This window comes from Acaryochloris marina S15 (assembly GCF_018336915.1).
GTDB classification, from domain to species: Bacteria; Cyanobacteriota; Cyanobacteriia; order Thermosynechococcales; family Thermosynechococcaceae; genus Acaryochloris; species Acaryochloris marina_A.
In genome coordinates, this window is record NZ_CP064923.1 from 1,761,972 (window position 1) to 1,788,375 (window position 26,404).

Annotated in this window: 28 protein-coding genes; 13 read left to right on the forward strand and 15 right to left on the reverse strand. The window is 45.8% G+C overall.

Translation table 11 applies throughout. The features are described from left to right. Positions 1 to 52 precede the first annotated feature (52 nt). Both I1H34_RS08750 and I1H34_RS08755 read left to right on the forward strand, forming a co-directional pair. A complete protein-coding gene (locus I1H34_RS08750) occupies positions 53 to 787 on the forward strand; it encodes a DUF4079 domain-containing protein (RefSeq protein ID WP_212665263.1) in 735 nt (244 codons plus the stop codon). Further along, on the forward strand, positions 784 to 1,536 hold the full coding sequence (locus tag I1H34_RS08755; RefSeq protein ID WP_212665264.1) for an SDR family NAD(P)-dependent oxidoreductase: 753 nt from the start codon (positions 784 to 786) through the stop codon (positions 1,534 to 1,536). The genes I1H34_RS08750 and I1H34_RS08755 overlap by 4 nt, the downstream gene beginning before the upstream one ends. Before the next feature lie 65 nt (positions 1,537 to 1,601). On the opposite strand, the gene I1H34_RS08760 is transcribed toward I1H34_RS08755, so the two are convergent. Next, positions 1,602 to 1,811: a hypothetical protein gene (locus I1H34_RS08760; RefSeq protein WP_212665265.1), complete on the reverse strand. Its 210-nt coding sequence runs from the start codon at positions 1,809 to 1,811 to the stop codon at positions 1,602 to 1,604. On the opposite strand from I1H34_RS08760, the gene I1H34_RS08765 reads away from it, so the two are divergent. Then, positions 1,810 to 3,057, forward strand: coding sequence for a 4-hydroxy-3-methylbut-2-enyl diphosphate reductase (locus I1H34_RS08765; RefSeq protein ID WP_212665266.1), 1,248 nt, complete (start codon positions 1,810 to 1,812; stop codon positions 3,055 to 3,057). The genes I1H34_RS08760 and I1H34_RS08765 overlap by 2 nt on opposite strands. Before the next feature lie 18 nt (positions 3,058 to 3,075). On the opposite strand, the gene I1H34_RS08770 is transcribed toward I1H34_RS08765, so the two are convergent. From I1H34_RS08770 to I1H34_RS08780, 3 genes are all read right to left on the reverse strand, one after another. After that, positions 3,076 to 3,639, reverse strand: coding sequence for an AAA family ATPase (locus I1H34_RS08770; RefSeq protein WP_212665267.1), 564 nt, complete (start codon positions 3,637 to 3,639; stop codon positions 3,076 to 3,078). Positions 3,640 to 3,650: 11 nt separating this feature from the next. Beyond that, entirely contained in the window at positions 3,651 to 4,670 is a 1,020-nt protein-coding gene (locus I1H34_RS08775) for a response regulator (protein WP_212665268.1), read from the reverse strand. A gap of 346 nt (positions 4,671 to 5,016) precedes the next feature. After that, on the reverse strand, positions 5,017 to 5,604 hold the full coding sequence (locus I1H34_RS08780; RefSeq protein ID WP_212665269.1) for a pentapeptide repeat-containing protein: 588 nt from the start codon (positions 5,602 to 5,604) through the stop codon (positions 5,017 to 5,019). Between the two features lie 276 nt (positions 5,605 to 5,880). On the opposite strand from I1H34_RS08780, the gene I1H34_RS08785 reads away from it, so the two are divergent. After that, positions 5,881 to 6,105 carry a hypothetical protein gene (locus I1H34_RS08785; protein WP_212665270.1) on the forward strand — a complete coding sequence of 75 codons (225 nt, stop codon included), beginning with the start codon at positions 5,881 to 5,883 and terminating at the stop codon, positions 6,103 to 6,105. A gap of 3 nt (positions 6,106 to 6,108) precedes the next feature. Beyond that, positions 6,109 to 7,866: a putative bifunctional diguanylate cyclase/phosphodiesterase gene (locus I1H34_RS08790; protein WP_212665271.1), complete on the forward strand. Its 1,758-nt coding sequence runs from the start codon at positions 6,109 to 6,111 to the stop codon at positions 7,864 to 7,866. 19 nt (positions 7,867 to 7,885) lie between these two features. On the opposite strand, the gene I1H34_RS08795 is transcribed toward I1H34_RS08790, so the two are convergent. Then, positions 7,886 to 9,217, reverse strand: coding sequence for an IS4 family transposase (locus I1H34_RS08795; protein ID WP_212661620.1), 1,332 nt, complete (start codon positions 9,215 to 9,217; stop codon positions 7,886 to 7,888). 339 nt (positions 9,218 to 9,556) lie between these two features. Between I1H34_RS08795 and I1H34_RS08800 the strand changes: the two genes are divergently transcribed. From I1H34_RS08800 to I1H34_RS08810, 3 genes are all read left to right on the forward strand, one after another. Then, positions 9,557 to 11,032: a DUF1800 domain-containing protein gene (locus I1H34_RS08800; RefSeq protein ID WP_212665272.1), complete on the forward strand. Its 1,476-nt coding sequence runs from the start codon at positions 9,557 to 9,559 to the stop codon at positions 11,030 to 11,032. A 44-nt stretch (positions 11,033 to 11,076) separates the two neighbouring features. Beyond that, entirely contained in the window at positions 11,077 to 12,306 is a 1,230-nt protein-coding gene (locus I1H34_RS08805; RefSeq protein WP_212666203.1) for a DUF1501 domain-containing protein, read from the forward strand. A gap of 72 nt (positions 12,307 to 12,378) precedes the next feature. Next, positions 12,379 to 12,669, forward strand: coding sequence for a cupin domain-containing protein (locus tag I1H34_RS08810; protein WP_212665273.1), 291 nt, complete (start codon positions 12,379 to 12,381; stop codon positions 12,667 to 12,669). A gap of 27 nt (positions 12,670 to 12,696) precedes the next feature. Here the strand turns inward: I1H34_RS08810 and I1H34_RS08815 are convergent, their stop codons facing one another. The 5 genes from I1H34_RS08815 to I1H34_RS08835 form a co-directional block, all read right to left on the reverse strand. Then, a complete protein-coding gene (locus I1H34_RS08815) occupies positions 12,697 to 13,560 on the reverse strand; it encodes an NAD(P)-dependent oxidoreductase (RefSeq protein ID WP_212665274.1) in 864 nt (287 codons plus the stop codon). Between the two features lie 23 nt (positions 13,561 to 13,583). After that, complete coding sequence (locus tag I1H34_RS08820) at positions 13,584 to 15,071, reverse strand: sodium:solute symporter family protein (RefSeq protein WP_212665275.1); 1,488 nt, start codon at positions 15,069 to 15,071, stop codon at positions 13,584 to 13,586. Positions 15,072 to 15,074: 3 nt separating this feature from the next. After that, the gene (locus tag I1H34_RS08825) at positions 15,075 to 15,290 is read right to left on the reverse strand and encodes a hypothetical protein (protein WP_212665276.1); all 216 of its coding nucleotides are present in this window, start codon (positions 15,288 to 15,290) and stop codon (positions 15,075 to 15,077) included. 211 nt (positions 15,291 to 15,501) lie between these two features. Continuing rightward, positions 15,502 to 16,386 (reverse strand): hypothetical protein, encoded by an 885-nt coding sequence (locus I1H34_RS08830; protein WP_249369939.1) that lies wholly within the window; start codon positions 16,384 to 16,386, stop codon positions 15,502 to 15,504. Positions 16,387 to 16,705: 319 nt separating this feature from the next. Then, positions 16,706 to 17,191 (reverse strand): hypothetical protein, encoded by a 486-nt coding sequence (locus tag I1H34_RS08835; protein ID WP_249369941.1) that lies wholly within the window; start codon positions 17,189 to 17,191, stop codon positions 16,706 to 16,708. On the opposite strand from I1H34_RS08835, the gene I1H34_RS08840 reads away from it, so the two are divergent. Continuing rightward, a protein-coding gene (locus I1H34_RS08840) for an IS1 family transposase (protein WP_212665278.1) occupies positions 17,181 to 18,177 on the forward strand; the annotation gives its coding sequence in 2 pieces (ribosomal slippage) (positions 17,181 to 17,540 and positions 17,542 to 18,177; 996 coding nt in all). The two genes, I1H34_RS08835 and I1H34_RS08840, sit on opposite strands and share 11 nt — an antisense overlap. A 297-nt stretch (positions 18,178 to 18,474) precedes the next feature. Here I1H34_RS08840 and I1H34_RS08845 read toward each other — a convergent pair. The 3 genes from I1H34_RS08845 to I1H34_RS08855 are packed head-to-tail and all read right to left on the reverse strand — an operon-like array spanning position 18,475 to position 21,292. Beyond that, positions 18,475 to 19,296, reverse strand: a complete 822-nt coding sequence (locus I1H34_RS08845; RefSeq protein WP_249369943.1) for a high light inducible protein — start codon at positions 19,294 to 19,296, stop codon at positions 18,475 to 18,477. 36 nt (positions 19,297 to 19,332) lie between these two features. After that, complete coding sequence (locus I1H34_RS08850; RefSeq protein ID WP_212661850.1) at positions 19,333 to 21,015, reverse strand: IS1634 family transposase; 1,683 nt, start codon at positions 21,013 to 21,015, stop codon at positions 19,333 to 19,335. A 28-nt stretch (positions 21,016 to 21,043) separates the two neighbouring features. Next, complete coding sequence (locus I1H34_RS08855) at positions 21,044 to 21,292, reverse strand: hypothetical protein (protein WP_212665279.1); 249 nt, start codon at positions 21,290 to 21,292, stop codon at positions 21,044 to 21,046. Positions 21,293 to 22,916: 1,624 nt separating this feature from the next. Between I1H34_RS08855 and I1H34_RS08860 the strand changes: the two genes are divergently transcribed. The 4 genes from I1H34_RS08860 (at position 22,917) to I1H34_RS08875 (ending at position 24,914) form a co-directional block, all read left to right on the forward strand. Further along, entirely contained in the window at positions 22,917 to 23,096 is a 180-nt protein-coding gene (locus I1H34_RS08860) for a hypothetical protein (RefSeq protein WP_212665280.1), read from the forward strand. A gap of 244 nt (positions 23,097 to 23,340) precedes the next feature. After that, on the forward strand, positions 23,341 to 23,667 hold the full coding sequence (locus tag I1H34_RS08865; protein WP_212665281.1) for a hypothetical protein: 327 nt from the start codon (positions 23,341 to 23,343) through the stop codon (positions 23,665 to 23,667). A 108-nt stretch (positions 23,668 to 23,775) separates the two neighbouring features. Next, entirely contained in the window at positions 23,776 to 24,417 is a 642-nt protein-coding gene (locus tag I1H34_RS08870) for a DedA family protein (RefSeq protein ID WP_212665282.1), read from the forward strand. A 35-nt stretch (positions 24,418 to 24,452) separates the two neighbouring features. After that, a complete protein-coding gene (locus tag I1H34_RS08875) occupies positions 24,453 to 24,914 on the forward strand; it encodes a hypothetical protein (protein ID WP_212665283.1) in 462 nt (153 codons plus the stop codon). A 39-nt stretch (positions 24,915 to 24,953) separates the two neighbouring features. On the opposite strand, the gene I1H34_RS08880 is transcribed toward I1H34_RS08875, so the two are convergent. Beyond that, positions 24,954 to 25,229: a hypothetical protein gene (locus I1H34_RS08880; protein ID WP_212665284.1), complete on the reverse strand. Its 276-nt coding sequence runs from the start codon at positions 25,227 to 25,229 to the stop codon at positions 24,954 to 24,956. Positions 25,230 to 25,529: 300 nt separating this feature from the next. Next, the gene (locus I1H34_RS08885) at positions 25,530 to 26,348 is read right to left on the reverse strand and encodes a TlyA family RNA methyltransferase (protein WP_212665285.1); all 819 of its coding nucleotides are present in this window, start codon (positions 26,346 to 26,348) and stop codon (positions 25,530 to 25,532) included. Positions 26,349 to 26,404 lie beyond the last annotated feature (56 nt).

A 26,404-nucleotide genomic window follows, 5' to 3' on the forward strand; every position in this document is an offset into this window, starting at 1 on the left:
CCCTTATTTCGAAAACCGGCCGGATTTCGGACCGATAGTATTGGAGCAAATTATGACCCTTGATGATGTAATTCTGTTGCTGCACCCTGTTTTGGCTGTGGTTGTGGTCTTCCCACTGATTGGAATGGTTTTGAACCGATCGATTTTGACCCGTCGCCGACGACTGAAGACGTCTCCGGGGAAAAGCAAAATCCCCCCTACAGTGGGACCCGAACATGTGCAGCTGGGGCGTTGGCTGACTGGATCTGTGGTGAGTTTAGCCCTATTGGGCTTGGCCCATCCCATTGGTGGCAAGATTTTGGAAACGAAGCTGTGGACTACCAACCCTTTTCAGGTGGTATTTATCTTGGGCATGTTCCTGGCCACAATTGGTTCTCTTATCCTGCTCTATCGGGCTAAGCCCTGGTATTGGCGAGCAACCTTCGCTGGATTAACGAGTCTGGGGGTGATTGTCCTGGGGTTCCAAGATGGGGTATTTCGCCGGGATGATGAATGGTTTGTGTCTCATTTTTACTATGGACTGATTGCCACGGTACTGATGATTGTGTCTTTGGCCATGGTGCAAGATATTTATCGCGATCGCACCCAAGTATTGCGACGAATCCATATCCTCCTCAACTGTCTGGCAACTTTACTCTTCCTGGGACAAGGGATCACGGGCACCCGCGATCTACTGGAAATTCCGTTAAGCTGGCAAAAGCCCCATTTGTATCGCTGTGATTTTGCCAATCAGACCTGTCCGGATGTTAGTAGCCAGCTTCCTGTCGTTAGCCCCCCGTTGGTATGAATGAGTCCAATGCCCTGGTGATTGGGGCCAGTCAAGGTATTGGCTTGGGCTTTGTTCACCACCTGTTGCAACAGCCACAAATTAAGACAATCTATGCCACCTATCGCTCTAAAGACTCCGCCGTAGGATTGCTGGCTCTGGCAGCGCAACATCCAGAGCGAATATCCTGCATCGCCGTTGATATTACTCAAGAAGTGCAAATTGCAGCTTGCTGTGATCAGATTCAAACTGAGGGTAATCTGCTTCAGTGGGTGATTAACTGTGTGGGCATTCTCCATGCAGGAGATCTACAGCCTGAAAAAGGATTGCGGCAGCTCAATTCTGAACAGTTAATGCGATATTTCCAAGTCAATAGCATCGGGGCGGCCCTGTGGGCCAAACATCTCTTACCGTTGCTCAAGCATGATGATCGAAGTATCTTTGCCACGATCTCTGCCAAGATTGGCAGTATTGGCGATAACCATTTAGGCGGCTGGTACGGTTACCGTGCTTCCAAAGCAGCCTTGAATATGTTGATGCGAACCGCCTCAATTGAGTATCGGCGCCGCAGTCCCCAAACCATTGTGGTGACCCTGCATCCAGGCACCACAGACACCCAACTCTCAAAACCCTTTCAGCGGAACGTCCCACCCGAAAAATTATTTTCTGTCGATCGGACTGTTACTCAGCTGTTGGCCGTTCTTGACGGAGTGAACAAAGAAGACAGCGGCCAGTTCTTTTCCTGGGATGGTAGCAAGCTACCTTGGTAAGTGATGGTATGCAGAGGTTGCTGCTGGCTGGCTCTCTTGATCTCTGGGGTATGAAGGCATCCCTATTAGAAGGTGCCATTAGTCATACTGGCCATGTCATGAGGGAAAGAATAGGCTTTTACTCCCAGGCCGACTGTGTATAGGTGATCTGTTCCCAGTATGATGAAAGAGTTGCCTTGTTGCAGCAAGATTGAATTGGTCTCTTTCAGTGTCTTATAGTCCTCTTGGGGACTCATCTGAAGGGCTTTCCCCCGTAGATGCAGGAATACATTCATGGATACAAAAGCCTTTAAGCGAACGCTGCATAAATCTGAGCAGTATCATCGGAAGGGATTTGGTCACGAAGAAGAAGTGACGAACTTGCTGCAGTCTGAGTACAATAGCCAGCTCATCCAACAAATTCGAAATAATGGGTATCGCCTTGAGCAGGGTGACGTTACCATTCACTTAGCCGAAGCATTTGGATTCTGCTGGGGGGTGGAGCGGGCCATTGCCTTGGCCTATGAAACTCGTCGCCAGTTTCCCAAAGAGCGAATCTGGATTACCAACGAAATTATTCATAACCCTTCGGTTAATAAGAACTTACGGGATATGAAAGTAGAGTTTATTCCGGTCCAACCCGACGGCCAGAAAGACTTTACAGTGGTTGCCAAAAATGATGTAGTGATCCTGCCGGCCTTTGGTGCCAGTGTTCAGGAAATGCAGTTGCTTAATGATAAAGGCTGCACCATCATGGATACCACCTGTCCGTGGGTATCGAAGGTTTGGAACTCTGTCGAAAAACATAAAAAAGGGTCTTATACTTCGATTATTCATGGCAAGTATAAGCATGAAGAGACGGTTGCCACGAGCTCCTTTGCGGGGACCTATTTAGTCTTACTCAACCTGGAAGAAGCAGAATATGTGGCGGACTATATCTTGAATCCAGGAGAAACGCCGTCTGAACGGGAACAACAGCGTGCAGATTTTATGGCGAAGTTCGCCAACGCTCACTCACCTGGGTTTGACCCAGAAACAGATTTAGAGCGGGTCGGTATTGCCAACCAAACGACGATGCTTAAAGGTGAAACTGAGCAAATTGGTAAGCTTTTTGAACGTACTGTCATGCGTAAGTATGGTCCTGCCAAGGTCAACGAGCATTTCCTCAGTTTCAACACCATTTGTGATGCTACCCAAGAACGTCAAGATGCAATTTTTCAATTGGTCGATGAACCCTTGGATTTAATGGTAGTGATTGGTGGCTTTAATTCATCCAATACGACCCATCTCCAAGAGATCTCTATTGATAAAAACATTCCGTCCTATCACATTGATAGTGTCGAACGCATTGGCCCAGGCAATCGGGTTGAACATAAACCCCTTAATGCTGATCTGACGGTCACGGAAAATTGGTTGCCGAAGGGTCCCCTTGCCATTGGGATTACGTCAGGAGCCTCAACACCTGACAAAGTTGTGTCTGATATTGTCGAAAAAATCTTCGCAATTAAAAGCGCTTCTGTAGAAGTTGTGGGAGTTGGCTAATCACCACTAAAACCCTGACTAACGAGTCACCACCATAATAATGGTCATCACGAAGAAGCCGCTAGCACCCACAATCGTGATGATGTCGGTAACTCGCTTGACGTGGTTGAGGCGTCGATCTAAATGCTGCAGGGCAGAACGGTCGGCGTAAATTAAGTTGCTCAAGTCCTGCATGGAATTTTCGAGCCAGTCCAGCTTGTTGGTATCTGCACCAGGGGCTGGAGTTGTTGTTTGTTCTAATTGTTGGAGTTGACTACGATCGTGATGAAGCTGCTCTTGTAGGTCATAGGTTGTGGCTTCAAAACTATGCCTTAAGTCTAAAATTTCTGATTGTAATTGGGCATATTTTGTGTCGAATTGCGATTCTAACTCTACATATTGTTCTTGTAATTGTGACGGTACCGAAGCCTCCTCCAAGGAGTTTTTAGCTTGGCTCAGAGATTGTTCTAATTCTTGCTGGGTTTGGGTGAGTTGCTCAAAATGAGTTTGCAGTTCAGAAAAGCCATCCAATACCTGAAAAGCTTGACTAAACCGACTTCGCAAACTCTCTAATTCTTTCTCCAGTTGATCAATTGCACTCAAAACCCTTCTCCTCAAAGGCTATAAACTTGTTTTTTACTTCCAGGCATTGCAAACCTAATATTTAAGTCGTCAAGCTTTGACTTTAAGGGGTAATGTTCATCAAGTAAAGTGTTCATCTGTCTAATTTGCCACGCAATTGTTAGAACTTGAGTGCACTCAGATTTAGGGCCAAACACTCGTTCTGCCATTGCTCCTAGAGTGGAGGCAGGTACATGTTTTCCATGGCTGTCTAGAACCTGCTTTATGCCGATATAAGCCTCATCGGGGCTGATTAAAGAAATGGACTGACAAAAGAGTAATAATCCTTCTAGAGAAATCCCTTGTGACAACGCTTGCTTAAATCCTTTGCGCCAGCAGTTTAGAGCGACTTTGGCCTGATGTTGGTACTCGTACAGTAAGATTCCCAAAATATAGTAAGCGAGAACATGATCCGGTTGTCGCTCCAATTTTTGCTTCAGGTGCGGTAACAGTTTCTTCGCGTCAGCTGGAGAAGAGATCAGGCTTTTAAATGCGTCGATTGTGGCAATATCGATTGAATCGGATTCTTTCAGAATTCGTAGCAACCGCTTTTCCACAAGGGTAAGGTCTGAAGAGGGGGTTGCAGCTTCTGTTGTGGTGGGGTTGCGATTCATTACTTTTTTTAAGAGGCCAGGACTCAGCTGGGTATACCCCTTATGGACAGAGCGAATCGCATTGGCGACTTCTTCTGAAGACGCATTTTTGAGCAGATATCCCATTGCTCCTGCGCGTAAGGCATCCGCAATGCATTTATCATCATCTGCACTGCTCAACAGTAAAACCTTCGTATTAGGACAGCGCTGACAAATAATCTCTGTGGCAGCAGCACCATCCATGACAGGCATATACATATCAACCAAAACGACATCAGGTTGAAGTTGCTCTGCCATTGACACACCTATTTTGCCATTTTCGGCCAGTCCTACAATCTGTAAGTCAGATTCAGATTCCAATAAGGCTTTGAGCCCTTGACGGATTACTTTCTGATCATCAACTAGAAGAATGCGGATCATTGTTGGGGATATTCTAATGAAAAGAGCAGGCGACTTTAACTGGTCGGGTCCACATATTATGGACCACCAGATTAAATGATCATCATCTTAATCAAAATTAGGTTGAATGAGTGTATGAAGATGCTGATTATTTAACTCCCCCTCTAGAAAATACTATCTATAAAATCTTGATTGTTCCAATAAACTTGCCAAGTTTTAATTCTTCTATCGAAATTTGCTAAAAACTGCACAAAAAAACTCCAGAATGCAAACCCTGGAGTGTGATGTGTTTGATGCAATTGTTTCAGTTGTTAAGCGTATACCCATTCAACATCAAAGGATAAGAGGAGAGATATCTCCAATATCATTATTCCGCGGGGCGACAATTGCGAAAACTGAGGGTTCCATCAGGCATGACAGTATTACAGATGTTGGCTCCATCAAGATTTGCCCCATCAAGATTTGCGCCATTCAAGTTTGCAGCTCGCAGCATGGCCCCTCGTAGATCCGCATTGGCAAAATTGGTCTTGTTTAGGGTTGCAGCACGAAGAATTGCCCCCTGTAGATTGACACCACTAAAGTCGCAACCGTTTAAGTTGGCCACAGAAAAATCTGCTTTAGAGAAATTCGCCCCCGTTAAGATTGTGTCTTCGATACGAGCACTGGTGAGGTTTACTCCCTCTAAATTGGCATTTGTTAGATCGCTGAATTGGATCGTGGCATTCTTCAAATTAGAATCCTTCAAATTGCCGTCTTGTAGTTCGAAACTCCGTATTGTGGCACCGGCTAAATCACAGCCTTCACAGATCTTGGTTTTACGGAGTTCAGGCACATTCTTAATGGCTTCTTTGGATAAGGGGGCCATTCTCATCTGGGCATGGGCAAGATCTGGGGGGAGAACCCCGAACCACAATACAGCCACTAGGACTGCAATTTTTACAACAGCTTTTAACATTTATAGACCTCTATAATCCGGGGGAGTATGCCAAACCTCAGCAGATTGACCGCCGTCAATTATAGAACTCTGTCGAGTGCTTAATCTCTAATTGGAGACAATTTGTAGGGTTTGGCTGTGCCTTGAGCGGGAGTAGGAATGAGCGATTGATAGCCAAAAGACTCAAATTTTGCTTTGACTCAATTGAATAGAACGTAGAATTTGGCCTCCATCGCAAAAAAGAGGGGTCAACTGGGGAACACTAGGGAAAACCTGAATAGAGTATCTTTAAAACCTATGGAAAATGAAACTGTTTTCCAGTCTGATTTCCAACCTGATGTTCCTGATGAAGTGTCAGTCTTGCGTAAACAACTGGCAATCAGCCTTAAATTTCACCATAGCAGTACCTTAGAAAGGCTCCCCATTGAGGTTGCCGTCCAAGTCATGGCAGAAGTGTGGGATGCATGCAACCGGAATAGTGGTCCCAGAAAGAATGGTGCCAGAAGGCATGCGGATAGTTGAACTATGTCACAGGCTGCTTTAGCAAAGGTATTATCGGCTCTCGAGATTTTAGTTCTGGAAGACCAAGGTGATCAGTCTTTTCAGGTGATTGGTAATCTTCCGTCATGGTATCTGTCTTTAATGGGGACTGATCAAGAGCCAACGGCGGTGATTCATCTAGCGGATGCATTCCCTTTTCTGACTTATTTTTTGGAAGATGCTGCTCAGTTCTGGCAAACTGGGCGAGAACAAGTTCTAAAATCTGGTTTGTGGGTTGAAGTGGATCAGTCGGGTTCTGACATTCCCCTGGAGGCATCGGCCCTGGGCCTGGGGGATCAAAGAATCATACTCATTGCTTTATCCCAAACTACTTACACAGAAAAGTCAGTTTTAATTCAGCAAGGTCGAGAAAATGCTCTGGCCCAAAGTGCTGAACGTAAACGAGCCGCTGAGCAGCTACGCCATAGTATTTTTTATGATTGGCTCACGGAATTACCCAACCAGTCTTTTATTCGACTGCGATTGGTGGATGCTCTATCCCAGACTAAAACTCAGCCAGAGTGCTCTTTTGCGCTTCTCTACATTGATATTAAGCACTTTAAGGCCATCAATACTCGCTTAGGATTATGGGCGGGTGACCAGCTTTTGATGATGGTTGCGCAACGACTGTCTGAGCTTCTAAGGCCAGATGATATTGCGGCTCGTTTCGGCGGAGATGATTTTGTGGTTCTCCTGCGGCCGGTTGATGGTGAGCAAGAGACTCGAAAAATCACCGAAAAAATTCAGCGCCATCTTTTGGCCCCCTACGCAATTCACTCCCAAGACATTCATATCCAGTTTGATATGGGGATTGCCATGGGCTCGGCTCTGTATCAACAACCTGAAGACTTGATCCGTGATGCTTGTACGGCATTGGAATATGCCAAAAGTCATGGCACAGAGAATTATGCCATTTTTCACCAGACGATGCATTTGCAATCTCTGACCCGAATGCAGTTGGAGCATGATCTGTCCCGGGCTGTCTGGCAAAATGAGTTACGGGTTTGCTACCAACCCATCATTTCCTTAGCGGACGGTTCGCTGCAGGCCTTTGAAGCGTTAGTGCGATGGCAACATCCAACATTAGGGTTGTTGTCTCCTGGTCAATTTATTGCGATCGCAGAAGATAGTGGCTTAATTATTCCCATTGGTGCCTGGATCTTGAGGGAAGCCTGCGAGCAGATCCAGCAGTGGCGCAGCCAAACCAATTTGCCTTTGAGTATGCATGTTAACTTATCGGCCCGGCAGCTGGATCAGTTGGATTTGCTGGATGCAATCCGAGGAACCTTGGCCGAAACACAGCTTGACCCCTCGGGTTTAAAGCTAGAAATTACCGAGACGATGGTCTTTAACAACGTAGAATATGCGGCGTCAATGCTGCGGCAAATTAAAGGTTTAGGGATTCAACTGAGTATGGATGACTTTGGCACGGGGTATGCCTCTTTAAGTTATCTCCATCAACTACCGGTCGATAATCTCAAGATCGATCGATCCTTTGTCGAAACCATTGATACCTCTGGCACGGAATCAGAGATTATTCAAGCTGTAGTGCAGCTGGCCCATAGCTTGAACATCGACGTGGTTGCTGAAGGGGTAGAGACCGTAGAGCAGGCCAACCGCCTGAGAACCTTGGGATGTGAATATGCTCAAGGCTACTTGTTTGCTAAACCAATGGCACCTGCAGACGTGGAAAAAGTGCTCTATCAAAATTTTGCTTCTCTTTTTGAAGCCGTTAGAGTTTAACTTCATAACCATACTGGGGCTACGGTGTACACATAAGTCGGTTTTGAGCTATTTCCCATGCAAAGAACATCGTCTCAAACCGTTTTAGGCCATGGGTTAGCGTTGCTGTGCCTGGAGGTCTTTGAGACTGATACCCCTTCCATCCACCCAGGCGGGCAACAATCCAAGTTGCCCAGGCCAAGGAGTTAATCGGATAAGGATTTTGTAGCTTTGTAGTTTTACCTTGGACTGTGGGGGCAATTTGTTTCAGGTATTGCTGCTGTTCATCGGTAAAAGTGATAGATGCAGGCCATTGTGGCTCGTCTCGTCCTTCCACCATTTGCAATGTCGCAATCGCAACCGATAAGGCTAAGACGGTGAGGCGCTGAATTGCTTCACCCGATTCGAGTTGCGTCGATTCAAGATCTAACCCCGTCTTCTTGAGTTGCGCGAAAAGCCGCTCAATTCTCCACCTGAATTTGTACCATTCCAGAATTTGTAGCGCTTGCTCAAGGGATTCCACCGTGTGAGTGGTCAATAAGCGCCAATGAATCGGGTTCTGACCTTTGGGCGTTGTCTGTTCTACCGCTTCGATGGCATACAGTTGAATACTCGGTGGATAGTCCAATTCCTTCAAATGTTCAGGTCGTTGAATTTTGACTGGAGCACAGCGGATCAGTAGCTTTGCATCTCTAGCCATCCGCTGAGTACGGGATTCGTACTCAATCGTAATCGTGGTAAATCCAATCCCCCACCGTGATTTGAGATATCCATAGAGTGATTTGGATTGACCTAGCAGACGACGGTCTTGACGAACCCTGACTAGGAGATGATTGAATGCATCGGGAACCGTTGCCCACTCTTCATATAAGTCCGATTCTCGGTCACCGATATGAGTGACCAGGCTAGCCCCTCCTGTCTTCAGACAGTGTTGACTTCGCTCAGCAGATGCTAACCATTTGAAGGATTCTTTCTCCTCAATCGGCAGGTTTTGATATCCTCCTCTATCTTTGACGGTTGGACGATTCGGGTCCCGAGTCCACAGTTGAAGTGCACTCAATCCTAACGGGAAACCAGTCCCTGCATCTAAGGCGAGGGTCGGGTGAATAAAAAAGCCCACATCGCGATCATTGCCGACAACACCCAACTCTTCTAGCTTTAAGCGTCCTGAATGAGATTGTAAGTTGACCTCACTTGTATCACTGACGGCTAAAACGTGTCGTCCTTTGACTTGTTGCTGGCAGTGGTCACAGAGGCTTTTGACCAACTCAGATATGGACACGTTTTCATTCTCTAAGAAGCGATAGAAGCCCACTTGCTCTGCGCGACCTTGGCTGATTTGACGGATGCTTACGCTCTGATGGTGATGAATGGCATCGAATAATGAAGCCCCCTTTTGAGCAAACGAAGGTCGCCAAAGGTAGTTCCATTAATCAGTTCTTCGTGCACCAAAATAGGATTTTCCATATCTATGAGGATGCTCTATACGACTTCACTACAGTCTAATTCAGACTTGTGTGTACACCGTAGCCATACTGGGGTTGCCCAAATTTGCCTGGACAAAGCTCTAATGGGGATATTGCCTATTCTCAACTGATGGGCTGATATTGATCGGATGATTGCGGCCAGAAACAAAATATTGGTGGTGTTGTCTTTGAACCTAATTCACATAAGTTCTGTCTAAGAATTAGGTTCAAAGACATCATTCGATATGGCGAAATTTTCCGGCAAAATTTTTAACGTTTTCCTTTGCCTCATGCTGGTATTCGGGATTTGGATGAGGAGTACCACCGGGGAACCCGTGCTGGCTGCCTCTGTGGAGGCTGATAGGGTCCATGTCATCAATCGTCTTAGTTTTGGCTCCAGCCCAGGGGATCTTCAACATGTTCAGGCTGTAGGGATTGATGATTATATTCAGGAACAGCTTTCACCTCGTAGAGATTCACTTGAATTGAAGCAATATCCAACCTTGTTGCTCACACCGATGCAGCTAGAGCGGCAATATGGTTTTCGGCGACCGGGTAAGGGAAAACCTAAACTTAGCTCTCAAGAACGCAAGCAGCGCCGACGTCGATCCCGTATTCCCTTTCGTGAGGCGTCTGAAGCCCGGCTGGTGCGGGCGATTTCTAGTCCGAATCAACTGGAAGAAGTGATGGTGAACTTCTGGTTCAATCACTTCAACGTATCCGCCAAAAAAGGCAGAACCCGGTTATGGGTCGGTGTCTATGAGCAAGAGGCGATTCGCCCCTATGTTTTCGGCTCTTTTCGAGATTTATTGGGGGCAACAGCCCAGCATCCTGCTATGTTGTTTTACCTCGATAATTGGCAGAATACTGCCCCTAATAGTCCTGGAGCCCGTGGTCGGTTTAAGGGATTAAACGAGAATTATGCTCGGGAGTTGTTGGAACTCCATACGATGGGGGTTAAGGGCGGGTATTCTCAGACTGATGTGGTGTCAGCGGCAAAAGTTTTAACCGGATGGGGGTTACCCCGAGGTCGCCAGAGATTACATGCTAAACAGGCGTTTGTCTTTGATGCCAGACGCCATGACAATAGCCGTAAAACATTTCTGGGACAGCCCATTCAGGGACAAGGTATAGCAGAAGGGGAAGCGTTGCTGGATATACTGGCGACCCATCCGGCAACGGCCCAACATATTAGCTATAAGTTAGCTCAGTATTTTGTGGCGGATACGCCTCCTCCAGCTTTAGTGGATCGTTTGGCTCAACGATTCCTGGCAACCGATGGCAATATTCGATCCGTTTTAGAAACTTTGTTTGAGAGTGAAGAGTTTAATGATCCTCAGTACTATGGACAGAAATTTAAAACTCCCTATGAATACCTGATTGCAATGGCTAGAGCAACGGGGCGTCCTACTGTGAAACCGCGCTTGGTGGCTGGAGCGCTGCGGCAGTTCAGTATGCCGCTGTATGAATGCCAAACCCCTAACGGTTATGCCAACACTGAATCGGCTTGGCTCAACCCGGATACCACCATTCGTCGAATCAGTTTAGCAACTGCATTTGCTCGGGGATATGGACGGCAAAAGACGCCTGTGCAACTAGACCCACTGGAGCAGACTTTAGGAAACCGTTTTTCTGCACAAACGCAATCTGTGATTGACGGCAGTCCTCGCAATCTGCGGGCGGCATTGATGCTAGGAAGCCCTGAAATGATGTATCGCTAAATCGATTTTGAACGGATTGACATCCCTGAGAATAGGAACTAATGATGAGACGTCGACAATTTTTACAGTATGCAACTGCCTCTGGTGTGACCGCAATGGGGCTGGGTTGGTTAGGGAAGCAACCGGTTTATTCCCAAAGTTCTTCCGGACGGCAACCCAAGCTGATTGTGATTCTATTGCGGGGAGCCGTCGATGGCCTTAATGTGGTCGTTCCCTATCGAGAGGCGGGATATTATGATGCGCGTCCTACCTTAGCCATATCGAAACCGGGTGAGGGGAAAGGAGCGGCCCTTAATTTGGATGGACAGTTTGGCTTGCATCCGGCTTTGGCAGATTTGATGCCCCTGTGGCAGTCGAAGCAGCTGGCCTTTGTACAGGCTTGTGGATCGCCAGATCCGACGCGTTCCCATTTTGATGCTCAAGACTATATGGAGCTGGGAACACCGGGGAATAAAAAACAGGGAGATGGCTGGTTAAATCGGGTATTAGCCCATTTGCCTGCAGGCCGACCGACCCAAGCGCTGAACCTGGGCAATCAGACTCCCTTAATTTTGTCGGGGTCAAAATCAGTTGCGAATTTAGCCTTTGGGCGACAGGCCATTCGGCCTTTGCCTTTGGATCGACCGCCGATTCAATCTGCCTTTGATCGCTTATATGAAGGTGATACCAATCTGGGTCGTGCCTATCAGGAAGGTTTAGAAGCGAGAGAGATTCTTAAGGCTGAACTGAATACGGAAATGATGAAGGCTTCTAGGGGAGCACCAGGGCCTTCTAGCCTCAAGACGAATGGTCGTCGCATTGCTCAACTGTTGAGTGGAAATGCTGAGACCCAAATTGCCTTTGTTTCTCTAGGGGGCTGGGATACTCATGTCAATCAAGGGTCCACCCAGGGGCGTCTTGCACGGCTGCTGAAGCCCTTGGGGCAGGGATTGAACCAACTGAAAGCGGAACTGGGAAACACCTTTGATGACACCACTATTGTGGTGATGTCTGAATTTGGCCGCACGGTGGCCGAAAATGGCAATGGTGGTACGGATCATGGCCATGGCAATGTTCTGTGGGTGTTGGGAGGACAGGTTCAAGGGGGCAAGGTCTATGGCGAGTGGCCGGGGCTGGCTGAATCTCAGCGCTATCAGGGGCGAGATTTGGCGATTACGACGGATTTTAGAGCTGCGATCGCACCGCTGCTCACGAAAGGAATGGGCATTGAATCGAAGCACCTCAACCAAGTTTTCCCAGGGTATTCTTCCCAGAAAGCGCTTCCTCTTATCTAGCTGAGGGGGTGGCCTATCTGACTAAATCAGAATGTTAAGCTGCTTTGGTGAGATGTTTGAAGGGAAATGTAAATGAATACGGAGCAACAGACGCAAATTCAGGTCGAAAGTCAGCCTAGTGTGGAACGCCTGCAAGAGTTGCGGGTGCTGAATTGGCCGATTTGGTCCAAAGAAGCATCAGAATTTCCGTGGACCTATGATGAGTCGGAAACTTGCTATTTCTTACAAGGCGACGTTGTGGTGACCCCTGATGACGGTGAACCCGTGACGATGGCCAAAGGGGATTTGGTGACTTTCCCAGCTGGAATGTCTTGTACCTGGAAGATTCAAAGTGCCGTGCGCAAACATTATCGGTTTGGCTAGTTCCTCTAGCTGTGTACCTGCGGTTAATCACCTATTGGGCTCAGCCTTCTGCACGGCTGTGTAGAGGGCTGAATAATCCGCATCTGCAAATTGAGCCATTGCTCTTTGAATAATGGTTTGAATGGCGGTGGTATTTTCGGTAGGCAGTCCTTCGGCTTGGGCTGCTTGCTGAAATAAGGTCATGTCTTTAAGCAGGTGTTTGGTGGGGAAATTGGGATTCTCAAAGTTTTGGTCCAGCATCCGAGTCAGTTTCTTATCAAAGGTCGGTGCATAGAGAGCGCTGCTTCTGAGGATTTGCATAAAGGTCTCAACTTCTACACCATAGGTTTGGCAGAAGGATAGGCTAGTGGCGAAGGCCGTGGTCAGTCCGCCAATCAGTTGATTGAGGGCTAATTTGAGAGCGGCAGCTGTACCCACAGGACCCACTAATAAAGGCTTTGGACCAAAGGCTGTGAGCAGGGGAAGTTGGTTGTCAAAGTCTTGGGGGGCAGCTCCGGCCATCACCAGCAATGTTCCGGCTTTGGCTTCGGGGATGCTGCCTAATACCGGGGCTTCTAAGTAGATGCCACCGGCTGTCTGGACCTGTTCATGAATGGATTTGCTTTCAGCGGGGGCAATGGTGCCCATTTGAATAATGGCTCGTCCTGATAGAGCGGATGCCGTGGGTGTTAACAGTTCCTGAATGGCGGCAGCATTGGTGAGCATCAGGATGATGACATCGGCCGATTGAATGACTTGGTTGGGGGAGGTTGCGATCGCAACACCGAAACCACGCAAAGGTTCCAATTTAGAAGCCGTGCGATTGTAGGCTATGACGGAATGCCCCACTTCCACTAACCGGGTTGCCATGGGAGCCCCCATCAATCCTGTACCGATAAATCCGACCTGCATTGCTCTGCCTCTATATAGGGATTTCAGTATGTTTTTTCTTGGGGTGTGTAGTGATTGTCATTGAGCACAGGTTGTTGTGCTGGTGTTGGGGAGAAGGCTGACCCGGCGATGATGATCAGAGCGGATAGCGCCACAATGGGCACGACGGGCAAAAATCCCAGCATCCAGCTACTGGGAATTACTTTGGTCTGAACCCCTAATACCGCCAACTCACCTATGACAATGGAGACGAGACAACTTGAAGCGCTGATGTCGCGGCCATACAAAGCCGCAATCACTGTGGGGAACAGCACTGATAATCCGGTAAAGGCTTGGGTGGCAAAGGCCAAAATCGTCTCTGGAGGGTTGGCCGCAATCCCTAAGCCGATACCCGCGAGAACAATCACCCAAATGCGCCCTACTAAAGTCTGTTCGGCCAAAGAGGCGTCTTTGCGGAAATAGGCGGTATATACATCACGGGTCAGCATGGAACTTAAGGCCAGAAGCTGCGAGTCCATTGTCGACATAAAGGCTGCCAATGCCCCCACCATCACTAGGGACGATAGCCCAGTGGAGGTATATTTTGCTAGCATCATTGGGAAAATCTGATCCGCCGCTTTGCCTACTAAATCAGGAAAGGCAATGTGACCCCAGACTCCAATCAGCACTGGGCAAATAAATAACACTCCAGCCACAATCGGATAGAGTAAGACCGAAACTTTCAAGGGCTGAGCACTCTTGGCACTATAAAACCGCATAAACATTTGCGGAAACATGGGCAGGGTAAAGGACCACAGGCATATGTAGCTAAACCAGGTCTTGGGTGTAAAAGACTGATCTAAGCCGCTACGCGAGAATAAGGCTGGCTCCAGATCATAGACGGTTTGGTTGGCAACGGAGAAGCCCCCTAACCCTTGGGCAATGGCAAAAACTGCCACCAACATCAGTACACACATTAGTACCCCTTGCAGCATATCCGTGAGGGCCACACTTCGCATCCCGCCTAGAAATACATAGAAAACAATGGCAACGGTGAGTAAGGTGGCTCCCCAGAAATAGGGAATGGCTCCGCCCGTTAGGTTTTCTAGGAGATATCCGGCTCCAATGGGCTGGAGGGTGAGATAGGGCAATGTGAAAATCACCATCACAGCCATAAACAGGAGCTTGAGGGGCTGGCTAGGCAGGCGATCTTGAATCAGTTCAGAGGGAGTAATAAAGCCTTTCTGTTTGCCTAGCAACCAGGCTTTGTAGCCAATGTAGTAGAAGCTGAGGGCTGCAAACCCAGTGCCAAAGGCCATCATTGGATAGTAGCTAATACCAATGCGATAGCCGGCTCCGGCAAATCCCAGGAAAAAGAAGGCACTGAAGTTGGTGGAGGCCAGGGTAAAAAAGAGGAGGAGGGGGCCGATATTGCGGTTGGCTAAGAAGAAGTCTTCGACAGTGTTGCTTTGTTGGCGATACCCGATTAGACCGATACCTAGGGTGATGAGTAAGTAAGTTGCAATGGCAATATAGGGAATAAGTGTCTCCATCGCCTACTGGTCCCTCTCAGTCTTTTGCCAAAGGGTAGAAGAGACCCCTGCGACGGCCAGGACTAGCCCCCCTTGCAAGATCACAAAGTAAAAAAGCCAGCTCGGTAACTGGAACCAAGAAAGGGATATCCCTTGGTCCCATCGCCAAAAATCGAGAGATAGCAAAAACAGAATCGTAAACGAGAAAAACCAAAAATAGGGACGGTGCAGGGCGCTCATCAATCCATCCAATTCATACCCAATCAGATTAACCTGTAGCGGGATTATCTTTTGGGTTGGGTAAACCCTTATTTTGGCTAAACGAAATGCTCAACAGGGGAGATAGCAAATGTTGAGGGTGGCAATCGCACTGATATCTTAGGAGACTGCGATAGTGATTAAGCTTAAATCCACGAAATCACCTGACAGGTCTGCTATTTGAACTTCTAACTCAGCTATCTACAGAATCATCCATACCCAAAAACTGGTTGATAGCTTGGACAATTTCACTATCATCTTTTACTGAACGGAAAGAGATGATTTCATCTGATTTGAACACGATTTCTGTATGGTAATAATCCTTGCCCTCATCACCAGTTGATTCCTTGAAGTTGATCTTATGGATGTTATCCAGACTTTCTTCTCGAACAGTAAGTTGAGACAGACTATTCTGGTATTCCAGATATAATCGGCCAGAGCTTTTGTCAAAGGCACAGGATGTTAACGATTTACAAAAAATAATAAAGATCCCAAAAATAGTAGTCGCTAAGCCTACGAGAAAATAACCCCAGCGATGGTCTTCATAGATATTGAGAGTAGCTTCTCCAGGATTATTGATAAATTCTTTGATTTCAGCAATCTGTTGAGAAACTACCGACTTTCTATAACAACTTTTAGTGAGAGGTATTTTTTTTGGAAGAGGTATTTTTTTGCGCTTAGCGATAAGAACAACTCGAACATCATCTTCTGGGCAATAGCCCTCTCTAGCCTTCTGAAGATGTTCAATTTTCGTGATTTTCTCATCCAGCATGTTTGATTCGGTAAGGTTGCAAACAACTTGAGTTTGCTGATGAATAGATGCATCAACGGTTACATGATTACAACTTAAATTCACTTCGGTAGGGTTACAAACAACTTGAGTTTGGTGATAAATAGATGCATCAACGGTTACATGATTACAACTTAAATTCACCCTTGGAGAGAAGATAATCCCGTAAATGATGATTAACACACCCACAATAGGAATAGCTCTTATTTGAAACATGTCCCAAAAACGGTCATGCCAGTTTTGTAAATCGACTTTTAAAACTTGATTAGTGTGTTTCGTAATCAGCATGCATTTTGATACTCTGTCTCCATCCATTCTGGTTCATAGAAGACATGACTGCCACTGTGTAATGCATACTTTATGACGATACGGATATTGTAGAAAGTACATTAATTTATCTGGCGATTAACTTATGAAGAGATTGCAAATCAGGCTAGATACCCCTTAGTTCGACATAAAAGTATGATCAAAAGGAAGTTTTTAATGTTTTGTAGATATCAGAATTACGAACAGGGGACGTACTATTACCAATTTATAAGCATTCTAAAATAGCGATCACTCTTAAATCAAAAAAAACACCAGGTAGGTCTAAGCATTAAGTTTTAAATCAGCTATCTACGGAATCACTTATTCCCAAAAACTGGTTGATAGTTTGGGCAATTTCACTGTCATCTTTGACTGATCTACAAGAAATAAGTTCACCTGAACTGAGCACAATGTTTGTATGGTAAACCTCCCTGCCCTCATCATCAGTTGATTCTGTGAAATTGATCTTGTTGATGTCATCCAGACTTTCTTCTCGAACAGCAATTTGAAGCAGACTATTCTGATATTCCAGATATAATCGACCGGAGTTTTTGTCAAAGGCACAAGATTTTAGCGTTTTATAAAAAACAATATAGATACCTAAAATAGTAGTCGAAAATCCTACTAGGTAATATAGCCAGCGATGTTCCTCATAAATATTGAGAGTTGCTTCTCCAGGATTATTGATAAATTCTTTAATTTCAGAAATCTGTTGAGGGCACTGTTCATTAAAGAAGTGACTGCTAGGATATTTGTGCAGTATTAGTTTCAGAGCAATGCAATGCATCTATTGTCAAAGCGAGAACGTGGTCAAGAACGGAACCAAGACTCTGAAAACAGCTCAAGTGGTTCAGTACTTTTTGTGCAAAGATTGTGGTCGTCGCTTCAACGAGCGTAGTGGGACACCGATGGCGAGATTGAGAACGCCAGTGGAGACGATATCAATGGCTATCAATGCTCGCATCGAAGGACTGGGTATAAGAGCTGCAGGCAGAGTGTTCGGGAAATCTCCCAACAGTATCATCCTCTGGGAACAGCGTTTATCGACTCAATTATCCAATTTCTCACCGCCTTCCCCGACAGAAGCAGAGGTCACGATTGAAGGGGATGAAGTGTACACTCGCGTGGGCGAGAACCATCCCCCCCTGGCTCAGTGAAGGTTGGACCATTCATTTTATCGAACGTGAGAGTCGCTATTGGTTAGAAGCCCGTGCTGGTTTTAAGGATGAGTCATTATTTGAGAAGAGTGTCAAAGCCACTTGGGATTGGGCTAAAGAGAGTTCATCGATTCGTTGGTTCACAGATGGAGAACGTCGATATTCAAAGATATTGTGGAAGCTTGCGAGTGTGTACTTGCCCAGAAGAGAAACGACACAGGTCTACCCTTTCCGCAAAGTATGGCGAGCGGGTTTAGAGGTGGCGATGAAGATCAAAGGATCTCAAGGAAAGTCTTGGATAGAGCGGGTTAATCGAGAGCATCCTTATACGGCCATTAGTCCAAAGAGCGAAGTCCATGCCAATCATAATGAAGCCCTCAACAGTTCTTTGAGACGACGGGCTAGTGCCTATCGCAGACGCCAGAATCACTATGCAAAAAAGGTTGAAGGACTACAAAGAGCGTTGAATGTGCAGCGGTTGATCCACAATTGGTGTCATACTCACTGGAGCCACGGATACCAGCGCACCCCAGCAATGGAGATGGATTTTATCCAAAGGCCCATTAAGATCGTCGAGGTGTTGACTGCTAGAGGATTAGAATGCATCACTTCTTAGCTGGACAGTGCCGGTATTGCCGATAGATATTGAAATTGCTGTCGAGGGTGGCAATCCCACTAAAAATTCCTTGTTTTAACAGATTATGGCAGACCTCATAATCGTTAAAACAAGGAATATCTAAGATGGTTTTTTATACAGTAGAAATGAAAATCGGATTGAGTGACAGTGAGGAAAATCCACTAAATATTATAGGCAGAGTATGACTTAGGGATGGCACTCACCGTATCAGAATAGAGGTGATCGATTCTGATACTCAGCCCTGCTAGTTTCAACTGTACTTAGGTACTGTGTACCCTACTTACCCCGAAGAGCATAGAGTTTTTCTCCTCGGACATTATGCCAGAGACCACCCCCAAGCATAAAAATTAACCCGAGAGCTAGCTGAATGGCTGCAGACCCAGAGCGATCAAGTGCATAGAATTCTGCTGGAAAAGCTAAATCACAATAGCGAACAAAGATCGAGGAACTGACAGCGATAAATCCTACTCCAGCGACACTGAAGGAGAGGATAGATTCGCTATTACAAAAGCCTTGTCGCACCCAACCACCGTTGACGACAGAGAAGACCGGACGTCTTAGGAAAAAAGGCGTAGGCTTTCTGTAAAGGATGTGAAAGATTCCCCCGATGGCCGTAAGAGTCGCAACGAGAAAGTGACCCCCTACCAGATCTTCCATATTGTTTACGGCAGCCATACCTATCGGTGTCCAGCCTCCATTGGCAAAACCGAATATGTAACCCACTAGAGTAATGGGATTGAGATTAGGGCTAATCTGACGAACTTCGCCCACTAATGGATCATATAAGCCATTACCAAAGGCAGCATTGCCTGCAAACAAGAAACAAGCGATGGAAAGACAGAGGATATGGAATCCCATGATGTAGGATGTGGATTCAAAATCTTCCCAATCGTAATTGACTCTTGCAGCTACACTTCCCTCAGGAGCATCGCCTAAGTTAGATTCACCGCTATAAGTATGAAAAAGTCCACCTGCTAAGCAAATCACTGCGATGAACATGTGAAAGACTCCGACCAAGACGAAAGGAGAGGTGTCAAGAACCGCTCCACCTGCTCCCACGCCGATCCCTAGAGTAGCTAGGTGAGGAATGAAGGCCAAGCTCTGTTCAGATATAGCCTACATTCAGCAGGCTAGCTAGCAGAGCAGATAATATTTTTTACAGCCCTTCCCAAGGAACGGCAAGATAAGTTGCTGCCTGCTGTTGAGCTTGATGAGATGCTTGGCACCATCAAGCCAAACTAAATGGACGGCCTGAAAGCATTGGAGAATCCAACGTAACGTAGGTTTCATAGTTTGTTTCCCCTTCTGATTAGGGAGAGTTGTTTGTACTTGTTCTAGTGCATTTCTTAACTGTCGTTGTCCTAAGCTGTAGACCATCAAACACAAGGCCATGATCATGGCTAAGGCAGCGATACGCCGAGGTGTCTTCAGGAAAACACTAGAGGCAAAGAAGAGTGGATCTTTGATAAAGCGAAAGCCTCCTTCACACGCCTGCTGGTTCTTATACTCGCGCAGAATATCATCATTGCTCCATTGCTCTTGTTCCAAGAGATTGGTGGCTAAGATGAAACGACCTGCTTGCCGCCGATAGCGTTCGATGACTGGCTCATTGAGGGTTAAGGTAGCCTCAATAGAATAGGTGTAGTGAGTCACAACCGTTGCTTTTGTCGGTCGTCCAGCCTTTGAATAATGAGGTTTTTTGTGGATTTTGAGATCGTCAAGGGTGTGATACCTGAGGATTTTGCCAAAATCTTGGGCTGCAGCTAAAGCATCTGCAGGGCACAAGAAGGTCTGTTTGCAGAGGGTTTTAAGTGCAGTAGTTTTTTGGCTAAACGCCTGATCAATCCGCTTTTGCACTTGTTTGAGTCCAGAGTCTCTGCGAGCTTTACTTTCAACCACCAGCCACCGTTGTTGAATCTCTCCATAGGTACTACATACTTCGACAAAGCTATAGCCGTTGAGAGCACTGGGGTGAAACTGTGAACCCGGCAGCCCTTGTAATAAGTCTTGGGCTGCCGTTGAACTTGCTGGAACTCGGCTAATCCAAGATGTACTTCCTAATGCTTGCAGATTGTCGGCACTGTAGAGGGCACTATCAGCAACAATCACCTCTGGCTGTTGCTGACTCCACTGTTGCTTAAATTCATGGATGATAGGCACAAACGTACTTTTGTCCGCATCATTACCGTTGCCCACTTGTAAAAATAAAGGAATACCCCCGTCCCCACTCACCAGTAGGTTCAATACAAACTGCTTGAGATCACGACGATTGTCCCGTGAGTAGCCGTAGGTGATTTTCACGGGTATCGGCTCCTCTGATTCAGCCAGTGCAGGGGAGGGGGACTCAGGTGCAGAGGGGGATTCGTCTGACGCCTCAACCTGTGGTTTATCTAAGTATTGCCCCTCAACACTAAGGCTTGTCGCATCTAGATGCGCACACCTTAGAGCTACATCGAATTTCTGAACGACTGCCATTGCCACATGGATAAATATCTGGGTCACACCATAGGCATAGAGCTTGTCGAGGACTCGACCGATACGGGTATCGTTGAGGTGCTCTGGCAGTACACCTTGACCGAGTAAGTGCTCGGTTGCTTTGCTTTCGAAAAACTCACTAAATAAGTACAATGGAGCACTCAAAAAGCCCATACCATTTAGAATCAGGGCTTTGACAACTTGACCACAACTAACATTCTCTTGCTCGTGAGTACCTAATAATCGATCCACTATTTCGACAATGCCGATCTCATCGACGATACCGGCAATAATACCGAGATGGTCAATATCCTGAACGTCTATCTCTTGAGGTGAATACATGGACTTGCGTTGAGAGACAACCTCAAAATTATCCCTTGATGGTTAGTACCTGCTGAATGTCGGATATAGGTACATCTGATTGAAAATACGCAGCTTCTTGAATAACCAAAGCACCAGGGACAAAACTCATTAAGGCCGCATGGCATAAATGAGCTCCCAATAGTTTGCCAGAGAGGTCAGTTAGGCGGACATTTCCTGCCCACCAATCATATTCAAATCCGCTGATGTCAGCTGTTCTCAACGACAATGGATCTTGTTTTTGCAAAGATTTTGTCATGTTATTTATCCTATTAATCTAAGATTGAAAGCTTAAAAAATACTTTCAATTAGTATCGAGATGATTGATTGTCTAGGGTTCAAGAAATATTAAATTCTGAGGTAATTTCCCTCGCTAATTAGTTCTACAGCTAAAAAATTATTCTCGATTCTGAGCTGCTATATTCCCAAGATCGACAACAAAAATTTAGGCTGAAGAAGTTTAATGATTTCCTGAACTAGCGATTGGCTATTGTTTTAAGCTTTTACGCATTGACAATCAGAGGGAAAATAAGGTTTTTTCAAGCTTGAAATTAAGGCAGGAAATATTCCTGCTTTAAGGTTTTATTGGTCTATTGAAGCTTCAAGTTTAAGCAGGTAAAGGTTTTTAGCTCCGGCCGGTATTGATTTAGGTCATACAAAAATTACGGAATCTTTGTAGTCCGTTACAATTACCTGTCTCCCTGAAATGGGATTAGAGCCAGGCCTGCAAGAAGTTGCGCACTATAAATCTATATAGTACGTATTCCCTACCCACTATGGATATGCAGAATTTTGCCGTCTATTTTTTTGGCATTTATTCTTGTCTCTAGTTGTTTATAAATGTGAATTTACAGGATTTATATTGTGAACCTATCGAAACTTTTGATTAGTTTTATAAACGGTTATTGAAAATTGATTAATGTAATTGCAATCACTCAAATATAAATTTACATAAGTTTAAAAAATATAAATAAATGACTTCTGCATTATTATAAATATGCTTTTTGAAAGATTATTTATTTATTAAGTTCTAGTAAATCAAGGATTAGAACGATTTTCTGGAAATTGTTTTTCCTATAAAAATATTTTTAGATGACATATTTAAGTTAGACAGGAAAAAGATAACTGAGTTTGTTCGATTCATTAATGGGTTAATAGTGAATTGTCTTTATTTTTGATAAAAAGATTGCCGTGTATGGGTTTTAGGTTATGGTGCTTAGTCTGACATGGATTTAAAATATTGAATAAATGGAGATAGTAAGTAACGAGAACGTAATCCAATAGTTGTCAACTAGAAAACTATTGCACTGATGATTCATGGAATATGTAAAAGCAAGTGATAGCCAAGACCATCCATTGCGGAAAATTTTCATGCTGATGTTTTGTGATCGTTTCTGTACCGACATCAAAAATGAGTCTCAGTGTGGCGTGCCAAAATCAGTGCTATCTAATTTTGGCCACCCATCCAACTGAATGAACCTTTTGGCCGAGTTGAAGAGCAAACTACAGGAATGGCACTCCAATTCTGTAGTTCCTGTTGTAGATTATCTCTGCTGGAAATCGATGCAATCTAGTAAAGTTTTACGTTGCTGCAGTAGATGAATGCGTTACAGAAGCTTTCAATAGTAGTTTCAGATCAGATCATCAGATCAACGGATGGTGTAGCTAAATCGGCCCTATTAAATAACTACTGGCTAGACATTCAGGTCATATAGTTCTTTTGAAAGATATTGCAAGAATTTGTTTTTATATTTAGTACGGACAGATTCACTGCTGCTTGTAGCGAAGAGATTAGCTCACAATTTAAACGACAGGTTTAGGAATGAAACTTCTTCTATACCCCGTCCGCTTGCAGTTGGGGCATTGATTTAGCTCTGGAGGATTTGAAACAGCCCTGGCCCACGATTAATCACCATCAAGAGATGGTCAGTCATGAATACCGTTCTTTGAGATGGCTGATTTTCGAACCGCTCTTGCCGATCCATCAGAAGATGCATCTCGCTGCAAAGATTTGGGGCGCTTTCTCTGCCTTTCTAGGAAAGTCTGATTTGAATCGAGATTGAGCCAGTCTTCTTTGAGCAATCTCTTAACTGCACTCACCCGGATTGCGGTCGAATTCATGCTAACTGTTGTTCAGGTTCGGCAGCCAGGCTGATGGTCAATTTATTCGTAGGTCCTAGACGACGTATATAACGATTCAGGGAACTGGCTAAAAGAAGATCAGGTCTCCGCAGCAATAAGCTGACACAGATCCAGGAATCTTCTAGGCTGGAAGAGTGAGCTACGTAATAATTGTTATCCAATCCCATGGCAAACCTTAAAATCATTGATAATTTTGATGGTAGTTTCACCCTTGATCCTGAAATCAAAGCAGCCTTGTTTCAGCTTCTCAACAATGAGGGGTTTCTCCAGCAAGTTGCTCGTGAGTCTCAATCAGACGCCATTGAATTTACCGAATTAATTTTTCAGCCTGTTCCCTACAGCGAAAATACGCCTAAAGGTATGCCCCAACTGTTTGAGCAGTATCACGAGTCTGATGATTACGTGATCATCAACGTGCCCCCCAACTTTATGTTCCAAGCCAAAGTATTTTCTCCCAGTCGACTTTGTGCGATCTATCGCCGGATCTCGTAAAATTAGTTAACGTGGCTTTAAGGCTTGCATGGACTTGAATTGACAAAGTTAAAGTCCACAAGCCAAGATTGAGAGACGTAAAATTGTTAACAGTTTGTATAAAGGTCTATGGACTGGATTTCGTTAGACACTTTGCAAACATTAGCCCACCAATACGGCTATTGGGTTGTCTGCTTCGGCATATTATTTGAAAACTTGGGATTGCCCCTACCAGGGGAAGCGATTGTCCTAGTGGGCGGCTTCTTGGCGGGTGAAGGAGACCTGAATTATTTTGGGGTGTTGGGCAGTGCGATCGCAGGTTCAACCATCGGCGGCACCTGTGGCTACTGGGTGGGACATTTTGGCGGTTGGCCTTTACTATCGAGAGCCGGTCGCCTCGTCAATATGTCTGAAGAGCGCCTTTTGGAAATTAAAGAAGGGTTCAGTACCAACGCTGCTCGCACCGTCTTGATGGGCCGCTTTGTGGCCCTGCTGCGAATTTTTGCCAGCCCGCTAGCGGGTATTGCCGAAATGCCTTTTCCCCGCTTTGCGTTCTTTAACACGCTGGGTGCATTCCTGTGGGCATTGGTGATGGTTACCCTGGCTTACTTTGCGGGCGAAATCATTCCTCTATCCCGCCTAGTGAGCAGCGTGTCTCAGTTTGGACTTTTTGTATTGCTGGCAGTTGGGGCCTGGTTCCTTTGGCCTCGCCTTCACAATTTGATTCGCCGAATGGCCTTGCAAGAGGCGAGTGAGTCTGACACGCCTTAGATGACATCGACCAGAACGGCTATTTAGTAATCCCCGTGGAACACACCCCCTTTACCCCACAAGAACGGGTTGAGTCACTCAAAGCTGGGGGATTGTCAGCTGGTGTGGCGACATTCGTTTTTGCGATTTTGCTGGCCATTAATGAGGGACTGGCTCAATGGCCGATTGCGGATTCAAGATTGATAGGAAGCTGGATTAGCCTGATCGGTTCTCTGGTTAGCGTAGCTATTTCTGGATTGCTCTTTGGGGTGACCTATCGCTATGCCATTCGCCAAGATACTAACCCCCAACTTAAATCAGGGGTCGTATTAGCTTTTGGTCTGGTGCGAGGGCTTGCTCAGGTTGATACGGGATTTGGTATCACTGATACGGTCGTGCCGTTTGTGCTGATGGCCGTAGAGAGTTGGGTTGTATTTAGTTGCGATCGCATCGTCCTTGATCAGTCCCTACAACGAGGATGGCTTAAACCCTTTGTTACGAACTCAACTGCTCCATAGCCCACATTTAGGATCAGCTAAAGGCATCAAGGTCGGAATCTAGAGATAAATCGTTCCGTTGTTTGTGATGGGTACTTCATCACAAATCACAGGTTCAGGCACGCTATAGGTTGTTTTAGGATTATAAGTCGCTTCTTTTGCTGCTTCTGGGTGGCAAGATGCCCAAACCTCCCCCATCACCTGCATGGCAATTTCTTTGGGGAGCTTCTCAATGGTCTTGCTGTGATGAAATTTGAGAGCAATGGCTAACTGCTTTTTCAGCACAGCGGCTTCCTTAGTTAGATCATGATGAGGAAAGACTGCTTGCTCAGACATATTGAGTGAAAGGGTGTAACAACACAATTACATTCTAAACAGAGAATAGTTGATAACTCAATTATTTATCTCCTTTTCTGAACTGATCAATGTGAAGGGGCAAAATCGATTTGTTTTAGTTATCTTGTAAAATTCGATACAATAACCAGCTCCAACCTTAAAAGCTCCAGTCTTTGGTAAAGCATTGTCTGATATGGCCTGGTATAGGGCTAAAAAACTCTGGATGGAAAACGATTAGTACTATCCCATCAATGCCATGGTGAGGGAAATGCCATTAGATCCCAACCTATTGAAGAGGAATCACTTTGGCGGTTGGGAAAGCGTTTTTTGGGCATCCACAGCAACGTCTAAAAATGTTTGCGGCGAAGGACCACTGCCCTCTTGCTGTAGCCATAACAAGAACTCGATGTTGCCCTTCGGGCCAGGTAAGGGAGACCAGGTTACGCCTGCATATTGCCAGCCCAACGCTGATGCAGCTTGCCAGACCTGTGCGATCGCATCTCGATGTGCTTGGGAATCCCGTACCACGCCATGTTTTCCCACTCGGTCTTTTCCCACTTCAAATTGGGGTTTAACGAGTAAAATCATTTCTCGTGGCGGTTGCAAGAGCTGCCAGAGGGCAGGCAAAACTTTCGTTAGGGAAATAAACGAGACATCAATCACACCTAAATCAGGAATAGTGGCTTCTTCTGCATATAAATCGGCAGGCTGAAGATGGCGGAGATTGGTGCGTTCCTTGAGGATGACCCGAGGATCATTGCGGAGCTTCCACGCCACCTGCCCATAGCCCACATCAATGCCATAGACCTGTTTGGCCCCGGCCTGCAACAGACAGTCTGTAAATCCTCCAGTAGAGATACCGCCATCCAGGCAAACCCGATCCTGGACTTGAATAGGAAACTCAGCTAAGGCTTTTTCTAACTTATGGCCACCGCGAGAGACAAAGGGCGATTTTTGTTTGACCTTAATCTCTGCCGTTAATTGAATTTCTGTCCCTGGCTTATCAATAATTTGGTCATTGACCTTCACTTCCCCAGCTCGGATGACCCGTTGGGCCTGCTGCCGAGAAGTGCATAACTCTAATGAAACAAGTAAGGTGTCTAGTCGCTGTTTAGCCAAGGCAGGGAGGATTTGCGAATACTACTTCCCCAATTCTAAGAGCCTGCCTACCTCTG